This is a genomic window from Streptomyces sp. TE5632 (assembly GCF_054061295.1).
The window spans coordinates 3,708,840-3,735,454 of the sequence record NZ_JBSSEA010000003.1 but is presented as its reverse complement, the minus strand read 5'-3'; the positions used below and the strand labels follow the sequence as shown (position 1 = coordinate 3,735,454).

Sequence of the window (26,615 nt, the reverse complement as noted above, 5' to 3'; positions counted from 1 at the left end):
ACACAGCGGTCGGCTGCTACTCTGGCCCGGTGGTTCGGGGCAGCACGCAGAAGGCCGCCCAGGCACCGCCCAGGCCTTGAGGACCTCACTTCAGGGCATTGCCTCAGTGCGCTGGGAGAGTCGGTCCGCGTCCCGAGCCCCGATGTGACGCTTCCCCCCACGGGGGACTCCCCTGAATCCCCTCAGGGGATGAGGATCGTCCCTCACGAGGGACCGGCCGGAGGAGGTGGGGCTGGCATGGACCGAAGTCGACCGTGCAGTAGCACCCGCTCTTCCACCCGCTGATGTAGCCGCTCCGTACCGGCTGCCACCCCTCACCATCGCGTCTTCACCGGAAGAGCATCTCGTTTCGTTGTGCCTGATCTGCCCCAGTAGCTGTGTCAGCGACGGAACTCGCCACCGCGACGGTTCGGTGCTCCCCGCTTTGTGGACGTGCCAAACATCCTGCGCCTCAACTCTTCTCTGAGGCAGGGAGAATCCCTGGTCAGGACGTCCTCATTCCGGGTGGTTCCACCCGTCGTACCGGCGCCTTTCGTTGCCCGTTTCGCGAAGGAGCCCGCCATGTCGATGATCCGCGACCTGCGCGCCGTGGTCCGTCCCTCCCGTGTCTCGCCGCGCAAGGAGAGCAGCGCCCCCTACGACAGCACCCGCGACCCGGCGACGACCACCGCGGTCGTCGACTGCGCCATCTACCGCGACGGTCGGCGCGTGGTCACCGAGAGCCCGCTCACCCCGCAGGAGGCGATGCGCCTGGTGCGCCGTGACTCGGGCTTCGTGTGGATCGGCCTGCACGAGCCGACCGAGGACGAATTCGCGGGTATCGCACGCGAGTTCGGGTTGCACCCGCTGGCCGTGGAGGACGCGGTCCAGGCCCATCAGCGGCCCAAGCTGGAGCGCTACGACGACTCGCTCTTCACGGTCTTCAAGACCATCCACTACCTCGACCACGACCGGCTCAGCTCCAGCAGCGAGGTCGTCGAGACCGGCGAGGTGATGTGCTTCACCGGCCGGGACTTCTTCATCACCGTCCGGCACGGCGGCCAGGGCTCCCTGCGTGCCCTGCGGCACCGCCTCCAGGAGGACCCCGAACTGCTGGCCAAGGGCCCCTCGGCCGTCCTGCACGCCATCGCCGACCATGTCGTCGACGGCTACATCGCGGTCGCCGACGCGGTGCAGGACGACATCGACGAGGTGGAGACGGAGGTGTTCTCGCCGGGCCGGGGCGGCACCCCGCGCGGCACGGACGCCGGCCGGATCTACCAACTCAAGCGCGAGGTAATGGAGTTCAAGCGGGCGGTGTCGCCGCTGCTGCGGCCCATGCAGCTGCTCAGCGAGCGGCCGATGCGACTGGTCGACCCGGAGATCCAGAAGTACTTCCGGGACGTCGCCGACCACGTGGCCCGGGTGCACGAGCAGGTGATCGGCTTCGACGAGCTGCTCAACTCCATCCTCCAGGCCAATCTCGCGCAGGCGTCCGTGGCGCAGAACGAGGACATGCGCAAGATCACCTCGTGGGCCGCCATCATCGCCGTGCCGACGATGGTCTGCGGGGTGTACGGCATGAACTTCGACTACATGCCGGAGACGGAATGGAAGTACGGCTACCCGGTGATCCTCAGCGTGACCGTGATCCTCTGCCTGGGCATCCACCGCACGCTGAAGCGCAACGGCTGGCTCTGAGGGAACGGCCGGGTCTGCGGGAACGGCCGTTTCTGGGAGAAGCTCTGCCCCGGGCGGGCCCTGGATAGGCTGGACCCCATGACAAGTGCGACCAGTGCGCTGTTCGACCGGGCCCTCATCGAGGAGGCCACGAAGAAGTCCGGCCTCGTCTGGGTCGAGGGGCCCGGTGCCCCGGCCCGGCCGCTGTGGCACGTGTGGCACGAGGGGGCGATGTGCCTGGTCGGCGACGGGCCCGGGGAGCAGCCGCTGCCGGGACTGGCCGACGGTGTGTCGGCCGAGGTGACGGTGCGCAGCAAGGACAAGGGCGGCCGGCTGGTCTCCTGGGCCGCGAAGGTCGTGGAACTGCCGTCCGGCTCCGAGGAGTGGGACGCGGCGGTCGCCGTGCTCAAGGGCAAGCGCCTCAACGCACCCGACGGCGAGGCGATGACGGAGCGCTGGGCCCGTGAGTGCCGCGTCCTGCGCCTGGAGCCGACCGGGGCGACGGCGCCGTTGCCCGACGGCTCGCTGGCCGGGCCCCCGCTGCCGACCCCGGTGACGACCCGGCGTCCGCTCCCCGCGGGCCTGCCCCGGCTGCTGGCGGGCAAGCGGGGCCCGAAGAAGCGCCGTCAGCCGGTCGCCTCTCCCGGGGGCTACGAGGCCGGGAGCTGCCCGCCGTAGTCCAGGGTCTCGCTCTTGGCCGGTTTCTCCAGGGCGAAGTCACTGCCCCAGGCCGAGAAGGTGAGGGTGCCCGCCTTGCCGGCCCGCACCAGACGCAGGGGATACGGCTTGCCCTCCAGGGAGACGTCCAGGGTGCCGCCGGAGCCCTGGTCGCCGGCGATGCGGATGCACCGGACGCCCCCCTGCTCGTGGTGGCCGTCCGTGGCCAGCTTGCCGTGCAGGGTCAGCAGGGCGCCGAGGAGGACATCCTTGTCCGCGAAGCCGATGAACTTCTTGTACGACGGGTCGTCCTCCGGCACCTTCACGTACTTCTCGGCGAGCTTTCCGGCCGCCGCCGTGTCCGACGCACCGCCGCCCTCGTCGCTCACGGCCTCCCCCTCGCTCGCGCCTTCGCCCTCCGTGTCGTCCTTGTCGCCCTTGCCGTTCGACCAGAAATCCGCGTCGGCTTTCAGGAAGAGCTCGTTGTCGACCTTCAGCAGCCTGAACGTCTGCGTTCCGGCGGTGACCGAACCGATGCCGCCCTCGGGTTTGAGCTGCATGTCGAGCTTGTAGGTGCTCCCGCTGGTGACCACGCTTCCGTGCAGCCGCACGGTCTCGACCGAGGTGGCGGCCGTCAGGGTTCTCTTCTGGATCTCGTCGGCGGTCAGTCTGCCGACACCGTTGGTGCCCTCGTTCGGGTCCACTTCCTCGGAGCATCCCGTGAGCGTCATTCCGGTCACGAGCAGCACGCACACGGCACGCGCCAGCACGGCGGTGCGGGACCGGCCCTGGGAGATCGGAGTCACAGGTTGCGCTGCCTCTCTGATGGGGACCTGAACGGCGTACCGCAGATTACCGGGGCCCTGCGGCCCGGGCGGAGGCAGTCCGTCCGGACTGGCCCTCGGGCACTGACGATCAGGACGGGCTAGCCTGAAACCCACTTGAGCAGGGCACCCGGCCACCGAATACAGGAAGAGGCAGGAAGAGACAGGAACAGAGCAAGCAGCATCACGCACGGCACGACCCCGTATGAAAAGGAGCCGCCGCCATGGCAGCGGGCGCCCCCCGGATCTTCGTCTCGCACCTCTCCGGCGTCGCCGCCTTCGATCCGGCCGGCGATCAGGTGGGACGCGTGCGCGACCTGGTCGTCATGCTGCGGGTCGGCCGCCGTCCACCGAGGCTGCTCGGCCTGGTGGTCGAACTCCACACCCGGCGCCGCATCTTCCTGCCCATGAACCGGGTGACCGCCGTACAGTCCGGTCAGGTCATCACCACCGGTGTGCTCAACGTCCGGCGCTTCGAGCAGCGGCCCACCGAGCGGCTCGTCTTCGGTGAGCTCCTGGACCGCAGGGTGACGCTGGTGGAGACCGATGAGGAGGTCACCGTCCTCGACCTGTCGGTGCATCAGCTGCCGGCCCGTCGGGAATGGGAGATCGACCGGGTGTTCGTCCGCAAGGGCAAGAAGGGCGGAACGTTTCGGCGCGGCAAGGGGGAGACACTGACCGTCGAGTGGTCCGCGGTCACCGGCTTCTCCCTGGAGGAGAAGGGGCAGGGCGCCGAGAACCTGCTCGCCACCTTCGAGCAGCTGCGCCCCGCCGACCTGGCCAACGTCCTGCACCACCTCTCCCCCAAGCGCCGCGCCGAGGTCGCCGCCGCCCTGGACGACGACCGCCTGGCGGACGTGCTGGAGGAGCTGCCCGAGGACGACCAGGTGGAGATCCTCGGCAAGCTGAAGGAGGAGCGCGCCGCCGACGTCCTGGAGGCCATGGACCCCGATGACGCCGCCGACCTGCTCTCCGAACTGCCCGAGGCGGACAAGGAGCGGCTGCTCAGCCTGATGCAGCCCGCGGACGCGGCCGACATGCGGCGCCTGATGTCGTACGAGGAGCACACCGCGGGCGGTCTGATGACGACCGAGCCGATCGTGCTGAGGCCCGACGCGACCGTCGCCGACGCGCTGGCCCGCATCCGCAACCCCGATCTGTCGCCGGCGCATGCGGCCCAGGTCTACGTCTGCCGGCCGCCGGAGGAGACCCCGACCGGCAAGTACCTGGGCACGGTCCACTTCCAGCGCCTGCTGCGCGACCCTCCGTACACCCTGGTCGGCTCGATCCTCGACGACGACCTGCAGCCGCTGGAGCCGGACGCGGCGCTCCCCGTGGTCGCCGGTTTCTTCGCCACGTACGACATGGTGGCGGCGCCCGTGGTCGACGAGGCGGGCGCGCTGCTGGGCGCGGTGACGGTGGACGACGTACTGGACCACATGCTGCCGGACGACTGGCGGGAGACCGAGTTCCATCTGGACGACGACGACAGCGACAACGACAAAAACAGCAACGACAGCAACGACAGCAACGACAGCAACAGCGACAACGCGCACGACACCGACGAGGCGAACGGCAGGGACACCGAGGACGGCGAGGGGGTGGTGACCGATGGCTCCTGAGCGAGAGGGCGGGCGCGAGCGCCTGCCGGCGGGTGCCACGGCCGCCGGGCGCCCGCGTACACCCCGGCTGGACCAGCCGCGCGCCCCTCGGCGACGGCTCCTGCCCGAGTGGGACCCGGAGGCCTTCGGGCGGCTGTCGGAACGGATCGCGCGTTTCCTGGGCACCGGGCGGTTCATCGTCTGGATGACGGTCGTCATCATCGTGTGGCTGGTGTGGAACGTGTCCGCGCCGAAGGAACTGCGCTTCGACGAGTACCCGTTCATCTTCCTGACCCTGATGCTGTCCCTCCAGGCCTCCTACGCCGCCCCGTTGATCCTGCTCGCGCAGAACAGGCAGGACGACCGCGACCGGGTCAACCTGGAGCAGGACCGCAAGCAGGGCGAGCGGTCGATCGCGGACACCGAGTACCTGACCCGGGAGATCGCCGCCCTGCGGATCGGGCTCGGGGAGGTCGCGACGCGGGACTGGATCCGCTCGGAACTGCAGGACGTGGTGAAGGAACTGGAGGAACGCCACAACGGACACCGGGACCATCACGGCTCATTCCCCGCGATGCGGGCGCAGCGGCCTCCGGGACGTGACGCAGACGACCACTGACGGGCTTACCGGGGAATGTATCGGGCGCCGTACCATCGACATCATGGCTACGGAAGACGCGGTGCGCGAAGCACTGGCGACGGTGAACGACCCGGAGATCAACCGGCCCATCACCGAGCTCGGCATGGTCAAATCTGTGGAGATCGGTGCGGACGGTGCGGTCGCGGTCACCGTGTACCTGACGGTCTCCGGCTGCCCCATGCGGGACACCATCACGCAGCGGGTGACGGACGCGGTCGCCGGGGTCGAGGGCGTCACCCGCGTCGACGTCACGCTGGACGTGATGAGCGACGAGCAGCGCAAGGAGCTGGCGAACGCCCTGCGGGGCGGCCAGGCCGAGCGCGAGGTGCCGTTCGCCAAACCGGGCAGCCTGACCCGGGTGTACGCGGTCGCCTCCGGCAAGGGCGGTGTCGGCAAGTCGTCGGTGACGGTGAACCTGGCGGCGGCGATGGCGGCCGACGGGCTGAAGGTGGGCGTCGTGGACGCCGACATCTACGGTCACTCGGTGCCGCGCATGCTGGGTGCCGACGGGCGTCCGACCCAGGTCGAGAACATGATCATGCCGCCGTCCGCGCACGGCGTGAAGGTCATCTCCATCGGCATGTTCACCCCGGGCAACGCGCCGGTCGTGTGGCGCGGCCCGATGCTGCACCGCGCGCTGCAGCAGTTCCTGGCGGACGTGTACTGGGGCGACCTGGACGTGCTCCTGCTCGACCTGCCCCCGGGCACCGGTGACATCGCGATCTCGGTCGCCCAACTGGTCCCGAACGCCGAGATCCTGGTCGTCACCACGCCTCAGCAGGCGGCGGCCGAGGTGGCCGAGCGGGCGGGTTCCATCGCCGTGCAGACCCACCAGAAGATCGTCGGCGTGGTCGAGAACATGTCCGGCCTGCCGTGCCCGCACTGCGACGAGATGGTCGACGTCTTCGGCACCGGCGGCGGCCAGTCGGTGGCCGACGGGCTGACCCGGACCACGGGCACCGACGTCCCGGTGCTCGGCTCCATCCCCATCGACGTGCGCCTGCGCGAGGGCGGCGACGAGGGCAAGCCGGTCGTCCTGTCCGACCCGGACTCCCCCGCCGGTTCGGCGCTCCGCTCGATCGCCGGCAAGCTCGGCGGCCGCCAGCGCGGCCTGGCGGGCCTGTCGCTGGGCATCACGCCGCGCAACAAGTTCTGAGCCCTCCAGCGGCCCGTAAGGGGCCGGGAGCCGCCGCAGCGCACTCACACGGGGGGGGCGCCGTCCTTCGGGGCGGCGCCCTTCGCCGTACGGGGCGGCCGCACGGGTCCGTACGGGACGTCCGCACGGCCCGCGGCTCAGGCCCCCGCGTAGGCGCTGATGTCCTTGACCACGGCGAAGCCCAGGCCGTACGCGCTCATGCCCCTGCCGTACGCACCGACGTGCACACCCGCCTGCGTCGATCCCGCGAGCACCCAGCCGAACTCGGACTCCCGGTAGTGGAAGGGCGTCGGCACCCCGTCCACCGGGAGGGACAGCGTCGACCAGTCCGGTCCGGCGAGGTCGTCCGCGAGCACCCAGGCCGTCTCCGTCTGCTGCTCCAGCCAGTCGTCGCGCAGGGAGTGGTCCATCTGGCCCGGCCAGGTGAACGACAGCAGCCCCACACCGGCGAGCCAGGCGGCGGAGGAGACCGAGGTGGCCTCCAGCAGGCCGGTGCCGTCCGCGCTGCGGCGCACCGGGTTGGCGGCCACGGTCACGGTGACCGCGAACTTCTCCTTGACCTCCTGGCCGGTCCCGGCCGTGTACTCGCTGCGCACCGAGGGCTCGTCACCGTGCCCGATCGACCCGTGCTCGACGGCCCCGTCGGCCGTGGCGCCGACCTGCATCAGCCAGCGCCGCCCCGTGAACGCCTCGTCGAGGCCGTACCAGGGAAAGGGTGCGCTCAGGTAGCCGTCGACCGTACGCCAGGCGGAGGGGGCGTGTCCTCCGTCCTTCGCGGCCGTCGCCTGCGCGACTGCCCGACTCGTCGTCTCCATGCCCGGACGCCTCCTCGCTCTGGTCGGACCGGGGGCGGCCCGCCCCCCTTCGGGCGTACTCGTCCGGACCGCACAACAACTGGGGCAGCATAGCCACCTCGTCGGCGCGGGCCGGGAAAAGCGCCCGGCGCGTGGGTCGCGTGGATGTCCGGTTCAGGCCGTGCGGGGCCCTGGGGAGTATGAAACGCGTCACGTGCGCGGGGGCTCCGTGCCTCTGCGCATCCGCGCCTCCGCGCAGGGTGTGCCTCAGGTGGCGTCCGCGTCGAAGGGCGGGCGGTCGTCGGCGGCCGACGGCTCGGGCTTCTTCGTCATGTCGATGCGGCCACCCCCCGAGGACGCGGAGGACACGGAGGACGCGGCAGCCGCGGCAGAGGACGGCGTGGAGTCGCGGCCGTGGACGGCGTCCGTGACGTCGGCCATCTCCTTCTTCAGGTCGAAGCCGCTGCGGATGTCCTTGAGCCCCAGTTCGTCGCTGTCCAACTGCTTGCGGATGAACGTCTTGGGGTTGAGGTCCTCGAATTCGAAGTCCTTGAACTCCGGGCCGAGTTCCTCGCGGATGTCCTGCTTGGCACTGTCCGAGAAGTCACGGATCTTCCGGATCGTCCTGCTCACGTCCTGGATGACCTTGGGGAGCTTGTCCGGACCGAAGACGAGCACGGCGAGGACGACGAGCGTCACCAGCTCGAGCGGTCCTATGTCATTGAACACCTGAAGCTCCTTGCGATGTTCTCGGTCCTCGACCCTCGGCCCTCGGTGGTCGGTGCGTCAATTCGTCCGTGCGCCCGTACATCCGTGCGTCCGTGCGGTCCTCCGTGGTCCGGGCCGGATCCACGGTACCCGCCGCCTCGTACGACCGGTACTGTCCCGTGGCTTCCCGGCGCGTGCGGCGGGGCTCTTCCCCGCCTGTTCGCCTTCTCGTGGCGTGCGGTACGCCACGGTCGCCGCCCCGCTCAGTCACCGCCGGAGGACCCGAGCACCAGCGAGACCTCCCGCTCCTCGCCGTCCCGTTCCAGGGTGAGCTCCAGCCGGTCCCCGGGGCGGTGGGCGCGGGTCTTGACGATGAGTTCCTCACCCGAGTGGACGCGTCGGCCGTCGACCTTCGTGATGACGTCGCCGGCCTTGATCCCGGCCTTGGCTCCGGGACCGCCGGTGCTGACCGGGGGTCCGCCGTCGCTGCCCCTGGTGCCGACGCGGGCGCCGTCACCGGCGTAGTCCATGTCCAGGGTGATGCCGATCACCGGGTGGGTCGCCTTACCGGTGTTGATCAGTTCCTCGGCGACGCGCTTGCCCTGGTTGATGGGGATGGCGAACCCGAGCCCTATGGAGCCGGCCTGGCCGCCCTCCCCCTCGTCGCCACCGCTGCCGGCGGAGCGGATGGCGGAGTTGATGCCGATCACGCGGGCCTGGGCGTCGAGCAGGGGGCCACCGGAGTTGCCGGGGTTGATCGGCGCGTCGGTCTGCAGGGCGTCGACGTACGACACGTCGCTGCCGTCGCCCCGCCCGCCGCCCGCCGTGATGGGGCGTTCCCGCGCGCTGATGATGCCGGCGGTGACCGTGCCGGCCAGGTCGAAGGGGGCGCCGATGGCGATGACGGGATCGCCCACCCGCACGTTGTCCGAGTTGCCGAGGGGCAGGGGGTCCAGCCCGCTGACACCCTTGACCTTCACCACGGCGAGGTCGTAGCCGCTGTCCCGGCCGACGAGTGTGGCCTTCGCGGTGTCGCCGCTGTGGAAGGTGACGGTGATCTCGCCGTCGCTTCCGGCGGGCTGCACGACATGGTCGTTGGTGAGGATGTGCCCGCGGCCGTCGAGCACGAACCCGGTGCCGGTGCCCGCCGACGCGGCGCCGCTGACGTGCAGGGTGACGACGCTGGGCAGCGCCTGCGCGGCGATCCCGGCGATGCTCCCTGGTTCCCGTCCGGCGGGCTCCTCCCCTGCCTGCGGCAGTTCCACGGCACCCACACCACCGTTGCGCTCCAGGTGGGCGCCCACGATTCCGCCGACGCCGCCGGAGGCGAGCGCGACCACCAGCACGAGGCCGATGAGCCCCCTCCGGGCGCGCTTGCGCCGCTGGTCCTTCGTGGGCTCCGCGACCCCGGTCTGCTGCAACGGCGCACTCGCCCCGGCGGCGGGCGCCGCCCAGGGGTCGTAACGCTGCCAGGGGTCGGCTGCCGCCGTGGCGTCCGTGGCGGAGGCGGCCGGGGGCGAGGGTGCGGGTGCGGGTGCGGTGTGGCTCGCGGCCGGGGCGCCGGGCTCGAGCACGGTGGGAGCTGCGGGCGCGGTGGGAGCTGCGGCGGCCGGGGCGGGCGCGCCGGGCGCCGTCATGTCCGACGCCGGTTGCCGCACCGGGGGCGGGGCCGTCGTGCCCTGCGCGGGAGTTGCCGCCGGATGCTGAACCGGGGGAGCCGGCGCCCAGGGCCCCGGCTCACCGTACGGCGGGGTGCTGTAGGGGTCGGGATCGTGCAGCGGCCGGGGCTGCCCGGTCTGCCCCACGCCGTATCCGGCCCCCGTGGGCTCGACGGCCCCGGCAAGGCGGCCTGCCACCGCTGCCTCGCCGGTCTCCGTGGCTCCCGTGGCCTCGGCGCTCAGGGGTCGGTGCAGTTCGTAGTCGCCCCCGGGGGTGGTCGCAGGTGTGGCGGGCCGCGCGAGTTCGAAGTCCCCGTCGGCGTCCCGCGCACGCTCCCTGTCGGGCGCCGCGTCCCGGTTCGCCGTCTCGGACGGGGTGGCTCCGGCCGCTACCGGCTCGGCGGGCTCCTCCTGCTCCCCCGTCGGGCCCGCCTTCGTGGGCTTCCCCTCGTTCATGCTCTCCCCACAGCTGGCCGCAGATCGTCGACTCCGTGGCTCCGTACGCCTCCGCGCGTCAGAACCGGTCCGGCACCCGGCTGCTGTCGGCCTGGGCGCGCCACCTGGATTCAATCAGGTTCGCACGCCCGTGCGCAGCGGACGGGGTCGGTGCACAGGTCAGCGGAGCATGCGGGAAAGAGCCGAGGAAGCCGAGGGAGCTGAGGCCGCCGAGGACACGGTGGGGGCCGGAGCCGCGGTCGCACCGACCGTGGAACCGGTGGCCGTGGACCCGGTCGCGTTGGAACCGGGGGCCGTGGGGAACGAACCGGGTGTCATGAGCCCGGGGGTCGTCTCCCACGCGGGCAGCACGAGCGGCGGGGCCGTGCTGAGCGGCGGTATCAGCGGGGACACCAGGGCCGCGTCGGCCATGACCGGAGCTGCCAGGGCACTGTGGTGCCGGTGGGCGGGCGGCGGCACCCCGGGAAGCAGCGGCGCGGAGGCCTGTGCCGGAGCGGCCGGAGCGTCGCCCGGGGCGCTCTGCGCCTGAGGCTGACCGTCCGACGGTGCGGTGCCGCGGCGCCGCTGGGAGTCGGGCGCCGTCGCCGCCGCGCTGCCCTGGGTGCGCATCGGAGTCACATTGCTGCCGTGGCCCGAGCCGCGGGCAGCCGTGTCGGTGGGCGTGACGCCGGCCACACCGCCGAGGGCGATCGCGGCCAGCGACACCGCTCCGGCGGCGGCGGCGGCGAACCGCAGCCCGCGCGAGGCGGGCCGGTCCGACTCCGGCCGGCTGACGTCATGGATGCGGAAACCCCGGTCGGCTCCGATCGCGCCCGCCGGGGACGCCGGCAGCGGAGCATGCCGACGGGAGGGCGCGTAGGCGAACTCGAACCGCTCGCCACGACTGCCGGTCCCGAAGACTCCGGGGATCCGGCCGTGCGGCCCGGACGGGTCGCCCGGCAGTCCTCCTCCGCCCAGCGGCGAGCCACCTCCGAGGTCACCGCCCGCAGGCAGGCCCTGGAGGCGGGCCAGGAAGCTCTCGGAGGGCGGTGGCGGGGCCGCCTTCGCGAAGACGTTCTTCAGGCGGCGCTGCGCGTCCACCTCCGTCTTGCATTTCGCGCAGGTGGCGACGTGTGCCAGTACGCGCTCGCGCGCGTCGTGACCGAGCTCTCCGTCCACCAGGGCGGAGAGTCGGTCTCCCAGATGCTGCTCTGCGAGGTGTCCCTCGGCAGGTTTCGGCCGTGATCCACTCACGCGCTCGTGCCCCCTCCTCCCAGTGCGGGAACACGCGGCACGAAGGAGCGGCGCTCCGCGCGCGCCTGGGGCGAGCGGTGAGCGAGGGCCTTGCGCAGCTGGGAGCGCCCGCGGTGGATCCGGGACCGGACCGTGCCGAGCTTGACGCCGAGGGTCGCGGCGATCTCCTCGTACGACAGTCCCTCGATGTCGCAGAGGACGACCGCGGCGCGGAACTCCGGAGCGAGGGTGTCGAGGGCCTGCTGGACGTCCGCGTCGAAGTGGGTGTCGTGGAAGACCTGCTGGGGAGTGGGCTCCTTGCTGGGCAGCCGCTCGGCCGCGTCGTCGCCCAGCGAGTCGAACCTGATCCGCTGCTTACGGCGCACCATGTCCAGGAAGAGGTTGGTGGTGATGCGGTGCAGCCAGCCCTCGAAGGTGCCCGGCGTGTACGTCGACAGCGAGCGGAAGACGCGGACGAAGACCTCCTGGGTGAGGTCCTCCGCGTCGTGCTGGTTACCGGTGAGACGGTAGGCGAGCCGGTAGACCCGGCCACTGTGCGTGCTGACGATCTCCTCCCAGGTGGGCGGAGTCCACGCCTGCCCGTCCGCGTCGGTGGAGAAGCTCGCGGTCTGGGCCGGCTCAGCGGCGTGGATGTGGTCAGCAGCGGTGTCGTTCACGGATTTCGGCCTACCCGCCGACCCGAGGAAGCGCCTCAGCACTCCGCCCCGATCCACAGGCGCAGCCGCACCTCCCCTATCGGCTCTGGTGGTGTCCAGTGGAGCCCCTACCATAGCCACCTCGCCCGTTAGCTCCGGATAAGCGGTTTTACGAGAAAATGATCTGGACTGCCACGGCTCGTGGGCCTGCGCCGGTACTTGCTCGGTGTCCTCACTCATCCGCCTACCCCCCTCACGGCACACGCCGCCTGCTCTTCCTCTTGAACGACCGGTCCCATCAGTGGGTTCCCGACGCCAACGGATAAAGTCACGCCGAGGCAACCACGGGGACAGGAGAGGGTCATTACCGCCAACCGGCAGACGAGCTGGGCGTTCGCGGACGCCTATGTCGCCGAGGACGAGGCGCTGCACTGGGCCCGGGACCGGGCTCGCGAGGCAGGGCTGCGCTCGGTGGCGCCCGGTACGGGCGCGGCTCTGCGGTTGCTCGCGGCCACCGTGGACGCCAAGGCGGTCGCGGAGATCGGCACGGGGTGCGGAGTCTCCGGGGTCCACCTGCTGCACGGCATGCGGCCGGACGGGGTGCTGACCACGGTCGACCAGGAGCCGGAGCACCAGCAGTCGGCCCGCCAGGCCTTTCGCACGGCGGGCTTCGCCGCCAACCGGGCCCGCTTCATCCCCGGCCGGGCCCTGGACGTCCTGCCCCGTCTCGCGGACTCCGGCTACGACCTCGTCTTCTGCGACGGGGACCGGCTCGAGTACCAGGACTATCTCGCCGAATCGTTGCGTCTGCTGCGTCCGGGAGGCCTGGTCGCCTTCGAAGGGGTCTTCGCGAGCGGCCGGACGGTGGACTCCGGCCCTCAGCCCACCGAGGTGCTGCGGCTGCGGGAGCTGGTGCGGGCCGTGCGCGAGAGCCAGGAGCTGGTGTCGTCGCTGCTGCCCGTGGGCGACGGACTGCTCTGCGCGGTGAAGCGGTGAAGCGGTGAGCGAACACGGCCGACACGACGGACACCTAAACACGCTCTGACCTGCTTAAACAGTCGCCCCGGTACCGCGTGCGGTACCGGGGCGACTGAACTGAAACTGAAAGGGTATGGTCGCTTGCGCGTCAGCCGACGACCTTCTTGAGGGCGTCGCCGAGCGCGTCGGCCTCGTCCGGGGTCAGCTCGACGACGAGCCGACCGCCGCCTTCGAGCGGAACGCGCATGACGATGCCCCGCCCCTCCTTGGTCACCTCGAGCGGGCCATCACCCGTCCGCGGCTTCATGGCCGCCATGCTCGTTCCCCTTCCTGAAACCCAGCTCAACCGTCTGAAGCCGACGGCCCACTGAAGGGCACCTGCGGTCCTTGAAGCAGGACACACGCCACCGGCATCGAACACATTGCTTCCAGGCCATTATCCCGCATCGCAGGACCCGATGACCAACATCGGTCGGCATCGCTTGGGCAACGCGCGCGAGCAAAACCACTCAATTCGGCGATGTGGCTGCGATACTGCGCCACCGCACGCAGTTCCACCGGACGAAAACGACCGGTAATTCTTTGACGCAGGTCACATACCGGCACCGCGCCACCGTCGGCGATCTCCGTCATGCTGTCCTGCACAGGGGCGTACCGGCCGGTACGCCCCTGAGCCGCCACGCGGAGGGGACACACCATGGCCGACACCGTGCTCTACGAGGTGCGCGACGGACTCGCGACGATCACGCTGAACCGCCCGGAGGCGATGAACGCGCTGAACGTGGCGGCGAAGGTCGCGCTCCGGGACGCGGTCCGGGCCGCCGCGGACGACGACGCCGTGCGGGCCGTGCTGCTGACCGCCGCCGGTGACCGGGCGTTCTGCGTGGGGCAGGACCTCAAGGAGCACATCGGGCTGCTGGCCGCCGACCGCGAGGACGGCGCGGGGCGGACGATGGAGACGGTGCGCGAGCACTACAACCCGATCGTGAAGGCGCTCGCCGGCGCCGCGAAGCCGGTGGTCGCCGCGGTGAACGGGGTCGCGGCCGGGGCGGGCTTCGGCTTCGCGCTGGCGGCGGACTACCGGATCGTGGCCGACACGGCGGCGTTCAACACGTCGTTCGCCGGGGTCGCGCTGACCGCGGACTCCGGGATCTCCTGGACCCTGCCGCGGGTCGTCGGCCCCGGTCGTGCGACCGACCTGCTGCTCTTCCCGCGCAACATCCCGGCCCGGGAGGCGTACGACCTCGGGATCGCGAACCGGCTGGTCCCCGCCGCCGAGCTGCGCGCGGAGGCGGAGAAGACGGCGCGGGCGCTGGCCGCGGGGCCGACGGTGGCGTACGCGGCGCTCAAGGAGTCGGTGGCGTACGGGCTCAGCCACTCCCTGGAGGAGACGCTGGAGAAGGAGGACGAGCTCCAGACCCGGGCGGGCGCCTCCGAGGACCACGCGATCGCCGTGCAGGCCTTCGTCAACAAGGAGAAGCCGAAGTACCTGGGCCGCTGACCGACGGCCCGGGTCCGCCCGGGGCCCCGGGCGGTGCGGCTCAGGGCCGCCGGGCGACGCAGTCCTTCAGGTGGTCGTCGACCAGGCCGCAGGCCTGCATCAGCGCGTAGGCCGTGGTCGGGCCGACGAAGCGCAGGCCCTGTTTCTTCAGCGCCTTGGACAGCGCCGTCGACTCGGGGGTGACCGCGGGGACGTCGGCGAGGGTCCTCGGCGCCGGGCGGTCGGCCCGGTCCGGGGCGTGGGACCAGATCAGGGCGTCCAGATCGCCGGGCGCCCACCCGGCCAGCAGGCGGGCGTTGGCCAGGGTCGCGTCGATCTTGGCGCGATTGCGGATGATGCCGGCGTCGGCCAGCAGGCGCTCCCGGTCGGCGTCGGTGAACTCCGCGACGGCCGCGATCCGGAAACCGGCGAAGGCGGTACGGAAGCCCGGACGGCGGCGCAGGATCGTGATCCAGGACAGGCCGGACTGGAAGGCCTCCAGGCTGAGCCGCTCGAAGAGGGCGTCGTCTCCGTGGACCGGGCGGCCCCACTCCTGGTCGTGGTAGGCGATGTAGTCCTCGGCGGACAGGGCCCAGGGGCAGCGCGGGGCGCCGTCCGGGCCGGCGAGGGCGGCGCCGTCGGTCACGGCTGCCGGCCCTCCGGGTGCGCGGCGGGCTTCTCCATGGAGATGTGGGCCGCGACGGCGCGGGCACCAGCGAGCGCGGACTCCAGATCGGCGATCCGGGCGTCGCGCTCGGCGAGCTCGGCGCCGAGACGGCTGAGGGCGTCGTCCACGTCGGCCATGCGGTAGCCGCGGGCGGCGAGCGGGATGCGAAGACCGTCCACGTCCGCGCGACCGACCGGGCGGTCCAGCGGCAGGGAGTCCGTCAGGCGGTCGGGAACCGCCTCGGGCAGCGGGCCGTTCTCTCCGCCGCCCACCACGGCGAGGGTCACCGCGGCGACCACCACGGCGAGCGCGACGACCAGGAACAAGAACATAACCATCGCTGGGACCCCCACGATTGGAACGAGTCGGTTGGATCGAGCAGGTTGGACCGAGACGGATCGGAGTCGGGTGTGTGGCTCCGATCGTGCCATGCGAGTCTGACAGTCAGGGTCACAGGCGGTCATGGACGGCCGCGGACCGGACGGAACCCGGGCCAAACTTTACGAAACCCTGTAAACCATTACGAACCCTTACGAACGAGGAGAGGTCACAGGGGATGTTCAGGCTGGGCAGGCGGGAATTCGCACCGCACGAGCCGGTGATCATGGCGATCGTGAACCGGACCCCGGACTCCTTCTACGACCAGGGCGCGACCTTCCGCGACGAACCGGCGCTCGCGCGCGTGGAGCAGGCGGTGGCGGAGGGTGCCGCGATCATCGACATCGGCGGGGTGAAGGCCGGGCCGGGCGAAGAGGTGTCCGCCGAGGAGGAGGCACGGCGGACGGTCGGTTTCGTCGCCGAGGTGCGGCGGCGCTTCCCGGACGTCGTGATCAGCGTGGACACCTGGCGGCACGACGTGGGCGAGGCAGTGTGCGAGGCCGGGGCGGATGTGCTCAACGACGCGTGGGGCGGAGTCGACCCGCGGCTCGCGGAGGTCGCCGCGCGGTACGGCGCGGGGCTGGTGTGCACCCACGCGGGGGGCGCCCGGCCGCGGACCCGGCCGCACCGGGTGACGTACGAGGACGTGATGGCCGACATCCTCGAGCGGACCGTGGGACTGGCGGAGCGGGCCGTGGCGCTGGGGGTGCCGCGGGAGTCGGTGATGATCGACCCCGGGCACGATTTCGGGAAGAACACCCGGCACAGCCTCGAGGCGACGCGGCGGCTGGACGAGATGGTCGCCACCGGGTGGCCGGTGCTGGTGTCGCTGTCCAACAAGGACTTCGTCGGGGAGACGCTGGACCGGCCGGTGAAGGAGCGGGTGCTGGGGACGCTGGCGACGACGGCGGTGTCGGCGTGGCTGGGGGCACGGGTGTACCGGGTGCACGAGGTCGCGGAGACGCGGCAGGTGCTGGACATGGTGGCGTCGATCGCGGGGCATCGCGATCCCGCGGTGGCCCGCCGGGGGCTGGCGTAGGGCGCACCCCCGCCGGGGGTGCGCGGGGGCGCCGCCCCCGCGCACCCGGCCGGGGCGCCGCGCCCTCACGCCCTGCCGTCTCAGCGGCCCGCTTCCTTGGACACCAGGGACACCGCTTCGTCGACGTCGTCCGTGACGTGGAAGAGGAGGAGGTCCTTGTCGGCCGCCTTGCCCTGGGCGATGACCGTGCCGTGCAGCCAGTCGACCAGACCGCCCCAGTAGTCGGTGCCGAACAGGACGATGGGGAACTGGGTGATCTTCTGCGTCTGGACCAGGGTCAGGGCCTCGAAGAGTTCGTCGAGGGTGCCGAGTCCGCCGGGCAGGACCACGAAGCCCTGCGAGTACTTGACGAACATCAGCTTGCGCACGAAGAAGTACCGGAAGTTCAGGCCGATGTCGACGTAGCTGTTCAGCCCCTGCTCGAACGGCAGCTCGATGCCGAGGCCGACCGATACGCCATGGGCCTCGCACGCGCCCTTGTTGGCCGCTTCCATGGCCCCGGGGCCGCCGCCGGTGACCACCGCGAAGCCCGCCTCGACCAGTCCCCGGCCCAGCCGGACACCGGTCTCGTACTCCGGCGAGTCCACCGGTGTGCGCGCCGAGCCGAAGACGCTGATGGCGGGCGGCAGCTCGGCGAGCGCGCCGAAGCCCTCGATGAACTCCGACTGGATGCGCAGCACCCGCCAGGGGTCGGTGTGCACCCAGTCCGAGGGCGCGCGCCCGTCCAGCAGCCGCTGGTCCGTGGTGCTCGTCTGGACCTGGCTCCGCCTGCGGAGCACCGGGCCCAGGCGCTGTTCCTCCGGTGGGCTCTTCTTGCCCTCGGGGTTGCCAGTAGCCATATGTGCTCCCTCCTGTTGCGGTCTCCCCGCTCGGGGGACGCCGAGGTGCCGGGGAGAGAACGTTCCACTTCAGCGTAGATCCACGCGGGTTACGTACGGGGGACGTCAGCATGTCCGCGGGACAGCGTTCCGAAACGCCCTCACGCGGTCAGCCAGGACCGCAGCCGCTCCTCCCCCGCCAGGATCTTCGCCGTGTCCACGCGTTCGTCCCGCTTGTGCGCCAGGTGCGGGTTGCCGGGACCGTAGTTGACCGCCGGGACGCCGAGCGCCGAGAAGCGGGAGACGTCCGTCCAGCCGTACTTGGGCTGGGGGGTGCCGCCCACGGCCTCGATGAAGGCCGCCGCGGCCGGGTGGGACAGACCGGGCAGGGCCGCACCGCTGTGGTCGTCGACGACGAACTCGGCCACGCCGCAGTCCGCGAAGACCTCGCGCACATGGGCCAGGGCCTCTGCCTCCGAACGGTCGGGCGCGTAGCGGAAGTTGACGGTGACGACGCACTCGTCGGGGATGACGTTGCCGGCCACGCCCCCGGAGATGCCCACCGCGTTCAGGCCCTCCCGGTACTCCAGGCCGTCGATCACCGGGTGGCGCGGCTCGTAGGAGGCGAGGCGGGCCAGGATGGGGGCCGCCGCGTGGATCGCGTTGGAACCCATCCAGCTCCGCGCGGAGTGGGCGCGTTCGCCCGTGGTCCTCAGCAGCACCCGGAGGGTGCCCTGGCAGCCGCCCTCCACCTGGCCGTCGGAGGGCTCGAGGAGTACCGCGAAGTCGCCCTCCAGCCAGTCGGGGTGCTGCTCGGCGACGTGCTTCAGCCCGTTGAGGTCCGCGGCGACCTCCTCGTTGTCGTAGAAGACGAAGGTCAGGTCCCGGTTGGGGGCGGGGACGGTGGCCGCGATGCGCAGTTGGACCGCCACACCCGCCTTCATGTCGCAGGTGCCGCAGCCCCACAGCACGCCGTCCGCGTCGAGCCGGGAGGGGACGTTGTCCGCGATCGGGACGGTGTCGATGTGACCGGCGAGGATCACACGCTCCGCGCGTCCGAGGTTCGTCCGGGCCACGACGTTGTTGCCGTACCGGTCGACCGTGAGGTGCGGCAGCTCGCGCAGGACGGACTCGATCGCGTCCGCCAGCGGCTTCTCGGTGCCGCTGACGGAGGGGAAGTCGACGAGCCGCGCGGTCAGTCGTGCCGCGTCCAGGGTGAGGTCAAGCGGGATGTCGGCCATGACGACGACCCTAACGCGCGGGTCCGGTCACACTGTCCACACCCGGCACACACGCCTCGTACTCTCCAGTACCTTGTACGCGTGTCAGAGCCACCTCTTCCTTCCAAGCGTCGTGGCCGCCTCTTCCGCTTCGGGGCGGCCTCCGTGGTTCTCCTCGGAGTCGCCGGCTACCTCGTGGTCCAGTACGAATCGGGGGGCGGCGGCGGACCGGGCTGCCGCGTCGTGTCGGGCAAGGGCGACGGCGCCACGTACGAGTTCACGCCGGAGCAGGCGGTGAACGCGGCGACGATCACCGCCGTGGGCACCGCGCGCGAACTGCCCGAGCGGGCCGTGACGATCGCGCTGGCGACGGCCCTCCAGGAGTCGGCGCTGCGGAACATCGACTACGGCGACCGCGACTCGCTCGGCCTGTTCCAGCAGCGGCCCTCGCAGGGCTGGGGCACACCGGAGGAGATCATGGACCCGGTGTACTCGGCGGAGAAGTTCTACGAGGGCCTGGAGAAGGTGCCGGGCTACACCCGGCTGCCGCTCACCGTCGCCGCGCAGCGGGTGCAGCTCAGCGGCTTCCCGCAGGCGTACGCCAAGCACGAGCCGGACGCCACCCTGCTGGCCGCCGCCCTCACCGGCCACTCGGCGGCCACCCTGACCTGCAAGGGCCGTCCGGGGACGGCCCGTGCGGCGGGTACGGACGCGGTACGCGCGGCGCTGGCCCGGGACTTCGGAGGGGGCACGCTGGAGCCGGCCGGCGCCGAGGTGAGCGACACGGCGGGCTCCTCGGCCCCCTCCCCCGCGCAGTCCGCCGCGCCCGACGCATCCGACGCGCCCGCCGCGCCCTTGGCGGATGCCGACGTCGACCCCGACGGGCGGACCGTGACGTTGTCGGTCCGCGCCGACGCCGACGCGGGACGGAAGGCCGGGTCACAGGGCTGGCAGCTCGCACACTGGGCCGTGGCCAACGCCTCCGAGTTGCACATAGAGCGGGTGGTGTACGCCGGGCGGGAGTGGACCGCGGGGAACGCCGACAGCCAGTGGCGCACGCTCGACAACGAGGCCGACGGCAAGAACGGCAAGAACGGCAAGGCCGCGGGAGAGGTCCGGATCACGACCGCGCCGTAGTGCCGCCCGGTAGCGCCGCACAGTGGTGCGAGAGGTCGCTCCCAGGGGTTGTACGGAGCGCGGGCCGCTGACGGCGGGCGCGGGTCGTCGCGTCGTCAGCCCCGGTACGGCGGTATCCCTTGGGGCTGCGCTGCCGTAACCATTCGGCAGCCCGTCGAACCGCACACCGTTCGTCCGTTTTTATACACAGCCGATCATGCGACGCATTGCCAACTCTTTACGTCGCCCTGCCGCAACCTTCCCGGCCTTCGAGCGGTAGTCACTGCGTCCGAGCCCGGAGATCGACCACCGGGTCCGGATGGACACGCCATCGTTCCCTCCCGCTCAAGGAGCACCATGTCCCTCCCCCTGACCCGCCGGATCGCCCGTGTCGCGCTGCTCGTCGCCGCCGGAGCGGCCGCCGGGGTCGGTGCGGCCGGTTCCGCCGTCGCGGCCCCCGAGCTGCCGGCCACCCCGAACGTCGGCGGGCTGACCGCCCTGGACGGGTCGAACCTGGCCTCCCCCGTGAACGACACGACGCAGGTCGTCAACGACGCCACGGGCACCACCGGATCCCTCCCCCTGGACGGCGTGCCGACCGCCCACACCCTGCCGGCCGCGTCGCTGCCGATCGGCTGACCCGCCCGGCACGTACGCCGGTGCACGCCCCCACGCGGACGGGGCCCGGGTTCTCCCGGGCCCCGTCCGCGCATGCCGGGCTCTCCGCGGCGTCACGCTCGCCGCGTCACGCCTTCAGGCGCTCCACCGCCGCGCGTACGCGCTCGTCCGTGGCGGTCACGGCGACGCGTACGAACTTCTCGCCCGCCGGGCCGTAGAAGTCGCCCGGCGCGACCAGGACGCCGCGCTCGGCGAGGCGGCCGACGGTGTCCCAGCAGGACTCGTCGCGGGTGGCCCACAGGTAGAGCCCGGCCTCACTGTGCTCGATCCGGAAGCCGTGCCCCAGGAGGGCCATCCGCAGGGCGGTGCGGCGGGCCGCGTACCGCTCGCGCTGGACGCGCACGTGCTCGTCGTCGCCCAGCGCCGCCACCATGGCCGCCTGGGTGGGCGCCGAGGTCATCATGCCGCCGTGCTTGCGGATCTGCAGCAGCGGTCCGAGGACGTCGGGGTCACCGGCCAGGAAGGCGGCGCGGTAGCCCGCGAGGTTGGACCGCTTGGACAGCGAGTGCACGGAGACGACGCCCTCGTACGAACCGCCGTTGACGTCGGGGTGCAGCACCGAGACCGGTTCGGCGTCCCAGCCCAGTTCGAGGTAGCACTCGTCGGAGAAGACGAGGACGCCGTGCTCACGGGCCCAGGCGACGATCCGGGTCAGCTCCGCCTTGGAGAGCACCTTCCCCGTCGGGTTGGACGGGGAGTTCAGCCAGAGGAGCTTCAGGCCCGTCGGGTCCAGTTCGGTCGGGTCGTCGTACGCCTCGTGCTCCGCGCGGGCCAGGCGGGCGCCGACCTCGTACGTCGGATAGGCCAGGCGCGGGTACGCCACCCGGTCGCCGGGGCCGAGGCCCAGCTGGGTGGGGAGCCAGGCGACCAGTTCCTTGGAGCCGACGACCGGCAGCACATGGCGGTGGGTGACCTCGCGGGCACCCAGACGACGCTCCAACCAGCGGGTGAGCGCGTCGCGCAGTTCCGGGGTGCCCCAGACCGTGGGATAGCCCGGGGAGTCCGCCGCGGCGATCAGGGCCTTCTGGATCCGTTCGGGGACCGGGTCGACGGGGGTGCCGACCGAGAGGTCGACGATGCCGTCGGGGTGCCCGGCGGCCGTCTTCTTGTAGGGCTCCAGCTTGTCCCAGGGAAAGGTGGGCAGCCGGTCGGAGACTGCGGACACGGGTTCTGGCTCACTTTCTGGTGCGGCACTGCTGCCGCGCCGCTGCTGCACCGGTACGGCAAACGCCTCGGTCCCGTGCGGCGATCGGATTCGACCGGACCGTACGGAACCGAGGCGGCACAGACGTGCGGGCCGCGCGCGACGGCAGGCTCCGGTTTCCGGGGCGCACCGCCGATGCGCGAGCAGCGCGCCCTAGGCCTGCGGCGGCAACGCGGCGATGAACGGGTGGTCTCGCTCGATCAGCCCCAGCTTGCTGGCGCCGCCGGGCGAGCCGAGGTCGTCGAAGAACTCGACGTTCGCCTTGTAGTAGTCCTTCCACTCCTCGGGAGTGTCGTCCTCGTAGAAGATGGCCTCGACCGGGCAGACCGGTTCACAGGCGCCACAGTCGACACATTCGTCCGGGTGGATGTACAAGGACCGCCGGCCCTCGTAGATGCAGTCGACCGGGCACTCCTCGATGCACGCCTTGTCCTTCACGTCGACACAAGGCTGCGCGATGACGTAGGTCACGCTGTCGTTCCTCCTCGATTGGGCGCCGGCGGGCCTCCTCAGGCTCCGCCGCCTGGCGCGCGGGAGCGCGGCGTCGTCGATGCCCGCCCCTAGTATCTCCGTTCCCGGGCATGATCCGAACAGGAGGGGTGAACTGACCTGTGGAAATATCTGCGGCCGGACGTCTCGAGGTCCGCGTCACTGCTGCTGACGTGGGCAAACGGGTATCCGTACGGAGCTTGATCGAACACGGTCCGCCGGGTGAGAGGTTCACCGACACGGTCGGAGTTCTCACATCATGGGACAACGGCGTGTTGCAGATCACACGGAAGAACGGGGAGAGCGTCCACATCGCGGAATCCGCGCTGGTCGCGGGCAAGGTGGTGCCGTCCGCACCGGCCCGCAGGCGCGGTCCGGCCGCCTCGTACGAGGAACTGGCGCGGGTCGCCGCACGGGCGTGGCGGCCGGTGGAGAGCGAGCGGCTGGGCGAGTGGGAGCTGCGGGCGGCGGCCGGTTTCACCCGCCGGGCCAACTCCGTGCTGCCGCTAGGCGATCCGGGCATGCCGCTGGACGAGGCACTGACGGCCGTATGCCGCTGGTACGCCGACCGGGGGCTGCCCGCCTACCTCCAGACGGCGACCGGCGCCGCGGGCGCGCAGGAGCAGCTGTGCGCGGAGCTGGAACGGCGGGGCTGGGTGCGCGAGGTGACCGCCGAACTGTGGATCGGCGGCCTCGCCCCGATCGCCGACCTGACCGACCCGTCCGAGGGATCCGGGGTCGTGCTGTCCCGGGAGGCCGACGAGGCGTGGCTCACGCGCTACCGGCGCAGGGGGGTGAGCGAGGTGGCCCTGGAGGTCCTGAACGGAGGGCCCTCCGTGTGGTTCGCGACCGTGCCGGGCGACCCCGCGCCCGCCGCGATCGGGCGGTGCGTCGTCGACGGGCGGTGGGCGGGCTTCGCGGCGGTCGAGGTGGACCCGGCGCGGCGGCGGCGCGGGCTCGCGACGGCCGTGATGGCGGCGCTGGCCCGGCGGGCGCTCGAGGAGGGCGCGTCGGCCGCATGGCTCCAGGTCGAGGACGACAACGTGGAAGCACGCGCCCTGTACGACAGAATGGGCTTCGCCACGCATCACACGTACCACCACTACCGCGCGCCCGGCTCACCGGCTCCGGCAGGTGACGGATCGCCGTGAGAGGGCACTGACCGGTCATGCGCTCCCCCTGCCCCCCGCCCCCGGAACGGTCCGCCGAGCTGCGACGGCGGTTCACCGAGGAGGCCCGCTCCGAGCAGCCGGATCTGATCACGCTCTGTCTGCTGGTCGGCGCGGAGGCGGACGGCACGCTGGACGAGGCGGGCATGGACGCCGCGCAGATCGAGCTGGACGCGCTGGCGGGCCGGCTCCCCTACCGGCCCGGCTCCCCGCGCGCCTGGGCGACGGCACTGCGGGAACTGCTGGGTGAGCGGTACGGCTTCCACGGCACCCCGGGCGACTACCAGCGTCTGGAGTCGTCGCTGCTGCACGAGGTACTGCGCCGTCGGCGCGGGCTGCCGATCCTGCTGTCGGTGGTGTGGCTGGAGGTGGCCCGGCGGGCGGGCGCCCCGGTGTACGGGGTCGCGCTCCCCGGACACTTCGTGGTGGGCCTCGGAAAGGCGGAGCAGCGGGTGCTCGTCGACCCCTTCGACGGAGGGCGGGTGCTGACCGGGGCCGACGCGGATCTGCTGGTCGCCGGGGCCACGGGGGCACCGCTGGACGCGTCGATGCTGACGCCGGCCGATCCGCTGGACGTCGTCCTGCGGATCCTGAACAACATCCGGGCGTGGGCGGCCGCCCGCCCGGAGCGGTCGGACGTGGCGCTGTGGGCGGTGGAGCTGTCCCTGCTGCTCCCCTCCCGGCCGGCCCGGCTGCGGTACGAGCGGGCCCAGCTGCTGGTGCAGCGCGGCGACTTCGCCGACGGCGCGGACGAGCTGGAGGCGTACGCCGAGGTGGTGGCCGCGGTGGACGAGCCGACCGCGGAACGGATCCGAGGCCAGGCCCGAGCGGCACGGGCCCTGCTCAACTAGGGGGCCGACCTCAACCAGAGGCTTGGGGCGCCGATCACATACCTCTCTTGACATAGATATGACTGGATACTTATCCTCTTCGGGTGTCCAGAAGCAGTGCCCCCGAACAGCGCGTCGCGCACGTGAGCTCCGAGCTCGCGGCGTGCCTGCCCGCGCTGCACCGGGCCCTGGACCGGCGGGTGGCGAGCGAGTATCCGCACCCGAAGCCGCCCGAGGGACAGCTCGCACTGCTGAGGTTCGTCGCCCGGCGTGAGGGCGCCACGGTGCGTGAGGCGGCCGAGGCGCTGCTGATGAAGCCCAACAACGTCAGCGCGCTGGTCTCCCAGCTCACGGAGCGGGGAGAACTGGAGCGCCGGCAGGACGGCGCCGACAAGCGGATCGCCCACCTCCACCTCACGGAGTCCTCGCGGCAGCGCATCGCCGAGGTGGGCGCTCTCGAGCAGAGCCATCTCGGCCGGGCGCTGCAGTCCCTCACCGACGGTGAGCTGGACGCGCTCGGTTCCGCCGTCGGCGCACTGAAAGCACTGACCCGGCACCTCCACTCGGCGGCCCGCTGACGAGGTCGTCAGCGGCACGGGCACGCGCGTCGCGCGCGTGCCCGCGGTGAGGCGTTCGGCTTCCCACCGCTCCTCCCCCCTTCCCCAAGTCCCCCAAGGCGGTCCATCCCCGAGGCAGTGCCGCCTCGGGGCGGTTCCCCGTGGGCCGCCCCGCTCACGGCCCGGCCCCGCACACCCGGCTGCCCGACCGCGGCCGTGCGCCGTGCGGTTCGTTCGTCCCCCTTTGAGAAAGAAACGGCTCTCTTCATGGCGTCCACGCCCGTGGATCACTCCGCCCCCGCCCCCGGCACGGCCGCTTCCCCGCAGTCGACGCTCGAGCGCCTCCGGGCCAACCCCTGGCTCGCGCTGATCGCGGTGTCGTTCGGCCTGCTCATGGTGCAGCTCGACGGTTCCGTCGTCGCCATCGCCAACCCGGCGATCGGCAAGGACCTCGGGGCCAGCACCGCGGAACTGCAGTGGGTCACCAACTCCTACCTGATCGCGCTCGCCGCCTCGATGATCCTCGGCGGCAAGCTCGGCGACCGGTTCGGCCGGCGCTTCTACTACCTCGTCGGCGTCGGCGGGTTCGTCGTCACCTCGGTCGCGATCGGTCTGGCCGGCAGCATCGAGGGCGTCATCCTCTTCCGCGCCCTGCAGGGTGTGGCCGGCGGCATCCTGATGCCCAACACCCTGGGCATCCTGCGCGCCGTCTTCCCGCCGAAGCGGTTCGCGCTCGCGGTGGGCATCTGGGGCATGGTCTCGGCCGTGTCGACCTCGCTGGGCCCGATCGTCGGCGGTCTGCTCGTCGAGCACGTCGACTGGGAGTCGGTCTTCTACCTGAACGCGCCGATCGGCGTCGTCGCGCTGCTGTTCAGCACGGCGGTCCTCGCCGAGTCCAAGAACTCCACCGGCCGGCACCGCTTCGACATCCCCGGCGTCGTCCTGCTCGCCGCGGGCATGGTCGCCCTGGTCTTCGGCATCGTCAAGGGCGAGACGTGGGGCTGGTCCTCCGCCGGAACCCTCGGCGCCATCGTCCTCGGTCTGGCGCTCCTGGTCGTCTTCGGCTGGTACGAGACCCGGCAGGAGCACCCGCTGCTGCCGATGCGCCTGTTCCGCAACCGGTCGCTGACCACCGGTGCGGTCATGACCCTGCTGAACTTCTTCGTGATGCTCGGCGGCATCTTCTTCATCATGCTGTACCTGCAGAACGTGCGGGGCTACACGCCGGTCGAGGCCGGTATCAGCACCCTGCCGATGTCCATCGCGTCGCTGTTCGCCTCTCCGATCGGCTCCCAGCTGACCGCCCGTTTCGGCGCACGCGTCACGATTCCGCTGGGTCTGGCCCTCTCGGCCGCCGCCATGTTCGGCATGCTCACCTGGACCGTCGACTCGTCCTACGCGACGATGTGGCCGCCGTTCATCGCGATGGGCCTCGGCGTCGGCATCGTGCTGCCCGCCACCGCCGCCGCGATCATCGGCAACGCGCCGGTCAGGGACGGCGGTGTGGCGTCCGGCCTGCAGTCCACGATGCTGCAGATCGGTGGCGCGCTCGGTACCTCGGTGCTGGTCACCGTGATCGCCGGGAAGGTCGGTTCCTCGCTGTTCGGTGAGCTGACCGAGGCAGGTGTCCCGACGGACACGGCGCGCGGCCTGCAGCAGGCCGAGGACGCCGTCACGATGGGCATCGCCCCGGTCTCCGGCGACATGTCGGCACAGATCAAGGCCGCGGTCGTCGAGGGCAGTGGCCAGGCGTTCGTCAACGGTCTGCACTCCGCCGTCACCGTCACCGGCGTCCTGTGCGTCCTCGGTGCCGTGGTCGCCGTCCTCGGCGTCAAGAGCCGCGCCGAGGAGATGAGGAACAGCGATGCCCAGTCGGCGGACGCCGAGGAGTCCGTAGTGGTCGCCGCCGCTCACTGAGCGACAGCGCACGCGCGTGTGTGCGAGCGCGCGTTCGGGCATGCGTGCGGGCAT

Annotated in this window: 27 protein-coding genes and 1 pseudogene; 14 read left to right on the top strand and 14 right to left on the bottom strand. The window is 71.7% G+C overall.

Annotation, left to right across the window (positions count from 1 at the left end; all coding sequences use genetic code 11):
- Positions 1–561 precede the first annotated feature (561 nt).
- Both ACVW19_RS22385 and ACVW19_RS22380 read left to right on the top strand, forming a co-directional pair.
- The gene (locus ACVW19_RS22385) at positions 562–1,680 is read left to right on the top strand and encodes a magnesium and cobalt transport protein CorA (protein ID WP_457461217.1); all 1,119 of its coding nucleotides are present in this window, start codon (positions 562–564) and stop codon (positions 1,678–1,680) included.
- A gap of 78 nt (positions 1,681–1,758) precedes the next feature.
- Complete coding sequence (locus ACVW19_RS22380; RefSeq protein ID WP_457461215.1) at positions 1,759–2,337, top strand: hypothetical protein; 579 nt, start codon at positions 1,759–1,761, stop codon at positions 2,335–2,337.
- Here the strand turns inward: ACVW19_RS22380 and ACVW19_RS22375 are convergent.
- Complete coding sequence (locus tag ACVW19_RS22375) at positions 2,310–3,122, bottom strand: hypothetical protein (RefSeq protein WP_457461214.1); 813 nt, start codon at positions 3,120–3,122, stop codon at positions 2,310–2,312. The two genes, ACVW19_RS22380 and ACVW19_RS22375, sit on opposite strands and share 28 nt — an antisense overlap.
- 242 nt (positions 3,123–3,364) lie before the next feature.
- On the opposite strand from ACVW19_RS22375, the gene ACVW19_RS22370 reads away from it, so the two are divergent.
- From ACVW19_RS22370 to ACVW19_RS22360, 3 genes are read left to right on the top strand one after another with little or no spacing between them, the layout of a single operon-like run.
- On the top strand, positions 3,365–4,762 hold the full coding sequence (locus ACVW19_RS22370; RefSeq protein ID WP_457461212.1) for a magnesium transporter MgtE N-terminal domain-containing protein: 1,398 nt from the start codon (positions 3,365–3,367) through the stop codon (positions 4,760–4,762).
- Positions 4,752–5,360: a DUF1003 domain-containing protein gene (locus ACVW19_RS22365; RefSeq protein ID WP_109376873.1), complete on the top strand. Its 609-nt coding sequence runs from the start codon at positions 4,752–4,754 to the stop codon at positions 5,358–5,360. Before ACVW19_RS22370 ends, ACVW19_RS22365 begins: the two co-directional genes overlap by 11 nt.
- 43 nt (positions 5,361–5,403) lie before the next feature.
- Positions 5,404–6,537 (top strand): Mrp/NBP35 family ATP-binding protein, encoded by a 1,134-nt coding sequence (locus tag ACVW19_RS22360; protein ID WP_457461209.1) that lies wholly within the window; start codon positions 5,404–5,406, stop codon positions 6,535–6,537.
- Positions 6,538–6,674: 137 nt separating this feature from the next.
- Here the strand turns inward: ACVW19_RS22360 and ACVW19_RS22355 are convergent, their stop codons facing one another.
- The 5 genes from ACVW19_RS22355 to sigE all read right to left on the bottom strand — a co-directional run bounded on the left by ACVW19_RS22355 (position 6,675) and on the right by sigE (position 12,084).
- Positions 6,675–7,352, bottom strand: coding sequence for a hypothetical protein (locus tag ACVW19_RS22355; protein WP_457461207.1), 678 nt, complete (start codon positions 7,350–7,352; stop codon positions 6,675–6,677).
- A 246-nt stretch (positions 7,353–7,598) separates the two neighbouring features.
- Positions 7,599–8,060 (bottom strand): sec-independent translocase, encoded by a 462-nt coding sequence (locus ACVW19_RS22350; RefSeq protein ID WP_457461205.1) that lies wholly within the window; start codon positions 8,058–8,060, stop codon positions 7,599–7,601.
- 242 nt (positions 8,061–8,302) lie between these two features.
- A complete protein-coding gene (locus ACVW19_RS22345) occupies positions 8,303–10,153 on the bottom strand; it encodes a trypsin-like peptidase domain-containing protein (protein ID WP_457461203.1) in 1,851 nt (616 codons plus the stop codon).
- Positions 10,154–10,312: 159 nt separating this feature from the next.
- Positions 10,313–11,386 (bottom strand): anti-sigma factor family protein, encoded by a 1,074-nt coding sequence (locus ACVW19_RS22340; RefSeq protein ID WP_457461201.1) that lies wholly within the window; start codon positions 11,384–11,386, stop codon positions 10,313–10,315.
- The gene (gene sigE / locus ACVW19_RS22335; RefSeq protein ID WP_457464731.1) at positions 11,383–12,084 is read right to left on the bottom strand and encodes an RNA polymerase sigma factor SigE; all 702 of its coding nucleotides are present in this window, start codon (positions 12,082–12,084) and stop codon (positions 11,383–11,385) included. The genes ACVW19_RS22340 and sigE overlap by 4 nt, the downstream gene beginning before the upstream one ends.
- Positions 12,085–12,318: 234 nt before the next feature.
- Between sigE and ACVW19_RS22330 the strand changes: the two genes are divergently transcribed.
- Entirely contained in the window at positions 12,319–13,017 is a 699-nt protein-coding gene (locus ACVW19_RS22330) for an O-methyltransferase (RefSeq protein WP_457464729.1), read from the top strand.
- 130 nt (positions 13,018–13,147) lie between these two features.
- Here ACVW19_RS22330 and ACVW19_RS22325 read toward each other — a convergent pair whose 3' ends face one another.
- Positions 13,148–13,315 carry a DUF3117 domain-containing protein gene (locus ACVW19_RS22325; protein WP_003966491.1) on the bottom strand — a complete coding sequence of 56 codons (168 nt, stop codon included), beginning with the start codon at positions 13,313–13,315 and terminating at the stop codon, positions 13,148–13,150.
- A gap of 26 nt (positions 13,316–13,341) precedes the next feature.
- Positions 13,342–13,632: a hypothetical protein gene (locus tag ACVW19_RS22320; protein ID WP_457461199.1), complete on the bottom strand. Its 291-nt coding sequence runs from the start codon at positions 13,630–13,632 to the stop codon at positions 13,342–13,344.
- Between the two features lie 64 nt (positions 13,633–13,696).
- On the opposite strand from ACVW19_RS22320, the gene chcB reads away from it, so the two are divergent.
- On the top strand, positions 13,697–14,500 hold the full coding sequence (gene chcB, locus ACVW19_RS22315) for a 2-cyclohexenylcarbonyl CoA isomerase (protein WP_457461197.1): 804 nt from the start codon (positions 13,697–13,699) through the stop codon (positions 14,498–14,500).
- Positions 14,501–14,540: 40 nt separating this feature from the next.
- Here chcB and ACVW19_RS22310 read toward each other — a convergent pair whose 3' ends face one another.
- Together ACVW19_RS22310 and ACVW19_RS22305 are read right to left on the bottom strand one after the other, a co-directional pair.
- A complete protein-coding gene (locus ACVW19_RS22310) occupies positions 14,541–15,125 on the bottom strand; it encodes a DNA-3-methyladenine glycosylase I (protein WP_457461195.1) in 585 nt (194 codons plus the stop codon).
- Positions 15,122–15,478, bottom strand: a complete 357-nt coding sequence (locus ACVW19_RS22305; RefSeq protein WP_457464727.1) for a DivIVA domain-containing protein — start codon at positions 15,476–15,478, stop codon at positions 15,122–15,124. Before ACVW19_RS22305 ends, ACVW19_RS22310 begins: the two co-directional genes overlap by 4 nt.
- 224 nt (positions 15,479–15,702) lie before the next feature.
- Between ACVW19_RS22305 and folP the strand changes: the two genes are divergently transcribed.
- On the top strand, positions 15,703–16,563 hold the full coding sequence (gene folP, locus ACVW19_RS22300; protein ID WP_109376863.1) for a dihydropteroate synthase: 861 nt from the start codon (positions 15,703–15,705) through the stop codon (positions 16,561–16,563).
- Between the two features lie 80 nt (positions 16,564–16,643).
- On the opposite strand, the gene ACVW19_RS22295 is transcribed toward folP, so the two are convergent.
- Together ACVW19_RS22295 and dapE are read right to left on the bottom strand one after the other, a co-directional pair.
- Complete coding sequence (locus ACVW19_RS22295; protein ID WP_457461193.1) at positions 16,644–17,402, bottom strand: LOG family protein; 759 nt, start codon at positions 17,400–17,402, stop codon at positions 16,644–16,646.
- A gap of 140 nt (positions 17,403–17,542) precedes the next feature.
- Complete coding sequence (gene dapE, locus ACVW19_RS22290) at positions 17,543–18,622, bottom strand: succinyl-diaminopimelate desuccinylase (RefSeq protein ID WP_457461191.1); 1,080 nt, start codon at positions 18,620–18,622, stop codon at positions 17,543–17,545.
- An 81-nt stretch (positions 18,623–18,703) separates the two neighbouring features.
- On the opposite strand from dapE, the gene ACVW19_RS22285 reads away from it, so the two are divergent.
- Together ACVW19_RS22285 and ACVW19_RS22280 are read left to right on the top strand one after the other, a co-directional pair.
- A complete protein-coding gene (locus ACVW19_RS22285) occupies positions 18,704–19,738 on the top strand; it encodes a heavy metal transporter (RefSeq protein ID WP_457461189.1) in 1,035 nt (344 codons plus the stop codon).
- Positions 19,739–20,074: 336 nt separating this feature from the next.
- Positions 20,075–20,231, top strand: a pseudogene (locus ACVW19_RS22280) (ATP-binding protein); the annotation flags it as partial.
- Positions 20,232–20,462: 231 nt separating this feature from the next.
- Here ACVW19_RS22280 and ACVW19_RS22275 read toward each other — a convergent pair.
- Complete coding sequence (locus tag ACVW19_RS22275; RefSeq protein WP_457461187.1) at positions 20,463–21,560, bottom strand: bifunctional succinyldiaminopimelate transaminase/glutamate-prephenate aminotransferase; 1,098 nt, start codon at positions 21,558–21,560, stop codon at positions 20,463–20,465.
- Positions 21,561–21,752: 192 nt separating this feature from the next.
- Positions 21,753–22,070, bottom strand: a complete 318-nt coding sequence (gene fdxA, locus ACVW19_RS22270; RefSeq protein WP_042172700.1) for a ferredoxin — start codon at positions 22,068–22,070, stop codon at positions 21,753–21,755.
- Between the two features lie 140 nt (positions 22,071–22,210).
- On the opposite strand from fdxA, the gene ACVW19_RS22265 reads away from it, so the two are divergent.
- The 4 genes from ACVW19_RS22265 to ACVW19_RS22250 all read left to right on the top strand — a co-directional run bounded on the left by ACVW19_RS22265 (position 22,211) and on the right by ACVW19_RS22250 (position 26,561).
- The gene (locus tag ACVW19_RS22265) at positions 22,211–23,239 is read left to right on the top strand and encodes a GNAT family N-acetyltransferase (RefSeq protein ID WP_457461186.1); all 1,029 of its coding nucleotides are present in this window, start codon (positions 22,211–22,213) and stop codon (positions 23,237–23,239) included.
- Between the two features lie 17 nt (positions 23,240–23,256).
- Entirely contained in the window at positions 23,257–24,108 is an 852-nt protein-coding gene (locus ACVW19_RS22260) for a SirB1 family protein (protein WP_457461184.1), read from the top strand.
- Positions 24,109–24,191: 83 nt separating this feature from the next.
- Positions 24,192–24,665 (top strand): MarR family winged helix-turn-helix transcriptional regulator, encoded by a 474-nt coding sequence (locus tag ACVW19_RS22255; protein ID WP_457461182.1) that lies wholly within the window; start codon positions 24,192–24,194, stop codon positions 24,663–24,665.
- A gap of 246 nt (positions 24,666–24,911) precedes the next feature.
- A complete protein-coding gene (locus ACVW19_RS22250) occupies positions 24,912–26,561 on the top strand; it encodes an MFS transporter (RefSeq protein WP_457461180.1) in 1,650 nt (549 codons plus the stop codon).
- Positions 26,562–26,615 lie beyond the last annotated feature (54 nt).

Excerpts from the sequence above, each read along its gene's own strand:
- ACVW19_RS22385 (WP_457461217.1), top strand. The coding sequence starts at position 562 with ATGTCGATGATCCGCGACCTGCGCGCCGTGGTCCGTCCCTCCCGTGTC.
- ACVW19_RS22380 (WP_457461215.1), top strand. The coding sequence starts at position 1,759 with ATGACAAGTGCGACCAGTGCGCTGTTCGACCGGGCCCTCATCGAGGAG.
- ACVW19_RS22370 (WP_457461212.1), top strand. The coding sequence starts at position 3,365 with ATGGCAGCGGGCGCCCCCCGGATCTTCGTCTCGCACCTCTCCGGCGTC.
- ACVW19_RS22365 (WP_109376873.1), top strand. The coding sequence starts at position 4,752 with ATGGCTCCTGAGCGAGAGGGCGGGCGCGAGCGCCTGCCGGCGGGTGCC.
- ACVW19_RS22360 (WP_457461209.1), top strand. The coding sequence starts at position 5,404 with ATGGCTACGGAAGACGCGGTGCGCGAAGCACTGGCGACGGTGAACGAC.
- ACVW19_RS22355 (WP_457461207.1), bottom strand. The coding sequence starts at position 7,352 with ATGGAGACGACGAGTCGGGCAGTCGCGCAGGCGACGGCCGCGAAGGAC.
- ACVW19_RS22345 (WP_457461203.1), bottom strand. The coding sequence starts at position 10,153 with ATGAACGAGGGGAAGCCCACGAAGGCGGGCCCGACGGGGGAGCAGGAG.
- ACVW19_RS22325 (WP_003966491.1), bottom strand. The coding sequence starts at position 13,315 with ATGGCGGCCATGAAGCCGCGGACGGGTGATGGCCCGCTCGAGGTGACC.
- ACVW19_RS22320 (WP_457461199.1), bottom strand. The coding sequence starts at position 13,632 with ATGACGGAGATCGCCGACGGTGGCGCGGTGCCGGTATGTGACCTGCGT.
- chcB (WP_457461197.1), top strand. The coding sequence starts at position 13,697 with ATGGCCGACACCGTGCTCTACGAGGTGCGCGACGGACTCGCGACGATC.
- ACVW19_RS22305 (WP_457464727.1), bottom strand. The coding sequence starts at position 15,478 with ATGTTCTTGTTCCTGGTCGTCGCGCTCGCCGTGGTGGTCGCCGCGGTG.
- folP (WP_109376863.1), top strand. The coding sequence starts at position 15,703 with ATGTTCAGGCTGGGCAGGCGGGAATTCGCACCGCACGAGCCGGTGATC.
- ACVW19_RS22295 (WP_457461193.1), bottom strand. The coding sequence starts at position 17,402 with ATGGCTACTGGCAACCCCGAGGGCAAGAAGAGCCCACCGGAGGAACAG.
- dapE (WP_457461191.1), bottom strand. The coding sequence starts at position 18,622 with ATGGCCGACATCCCGCTTGACCTCACCCTGGACGCGGCACGACTGACC.
- ACVW19_RS22260 (WP_457461184.1), top strand. The coding sequence starts at position 23,257 with ATGCGCTCCCCCTGCCCCCCGCCCCCGGAACGGTCCGCCGAGCTGCGA.
- ACVW19_RS22250 (WP_457461180.1), top strand. The coding sequence starts at position 24,912 with ATGGCGTCCACGCCCGTGGATCACTCCGCCCCCGCCCCCGGCACGGCC.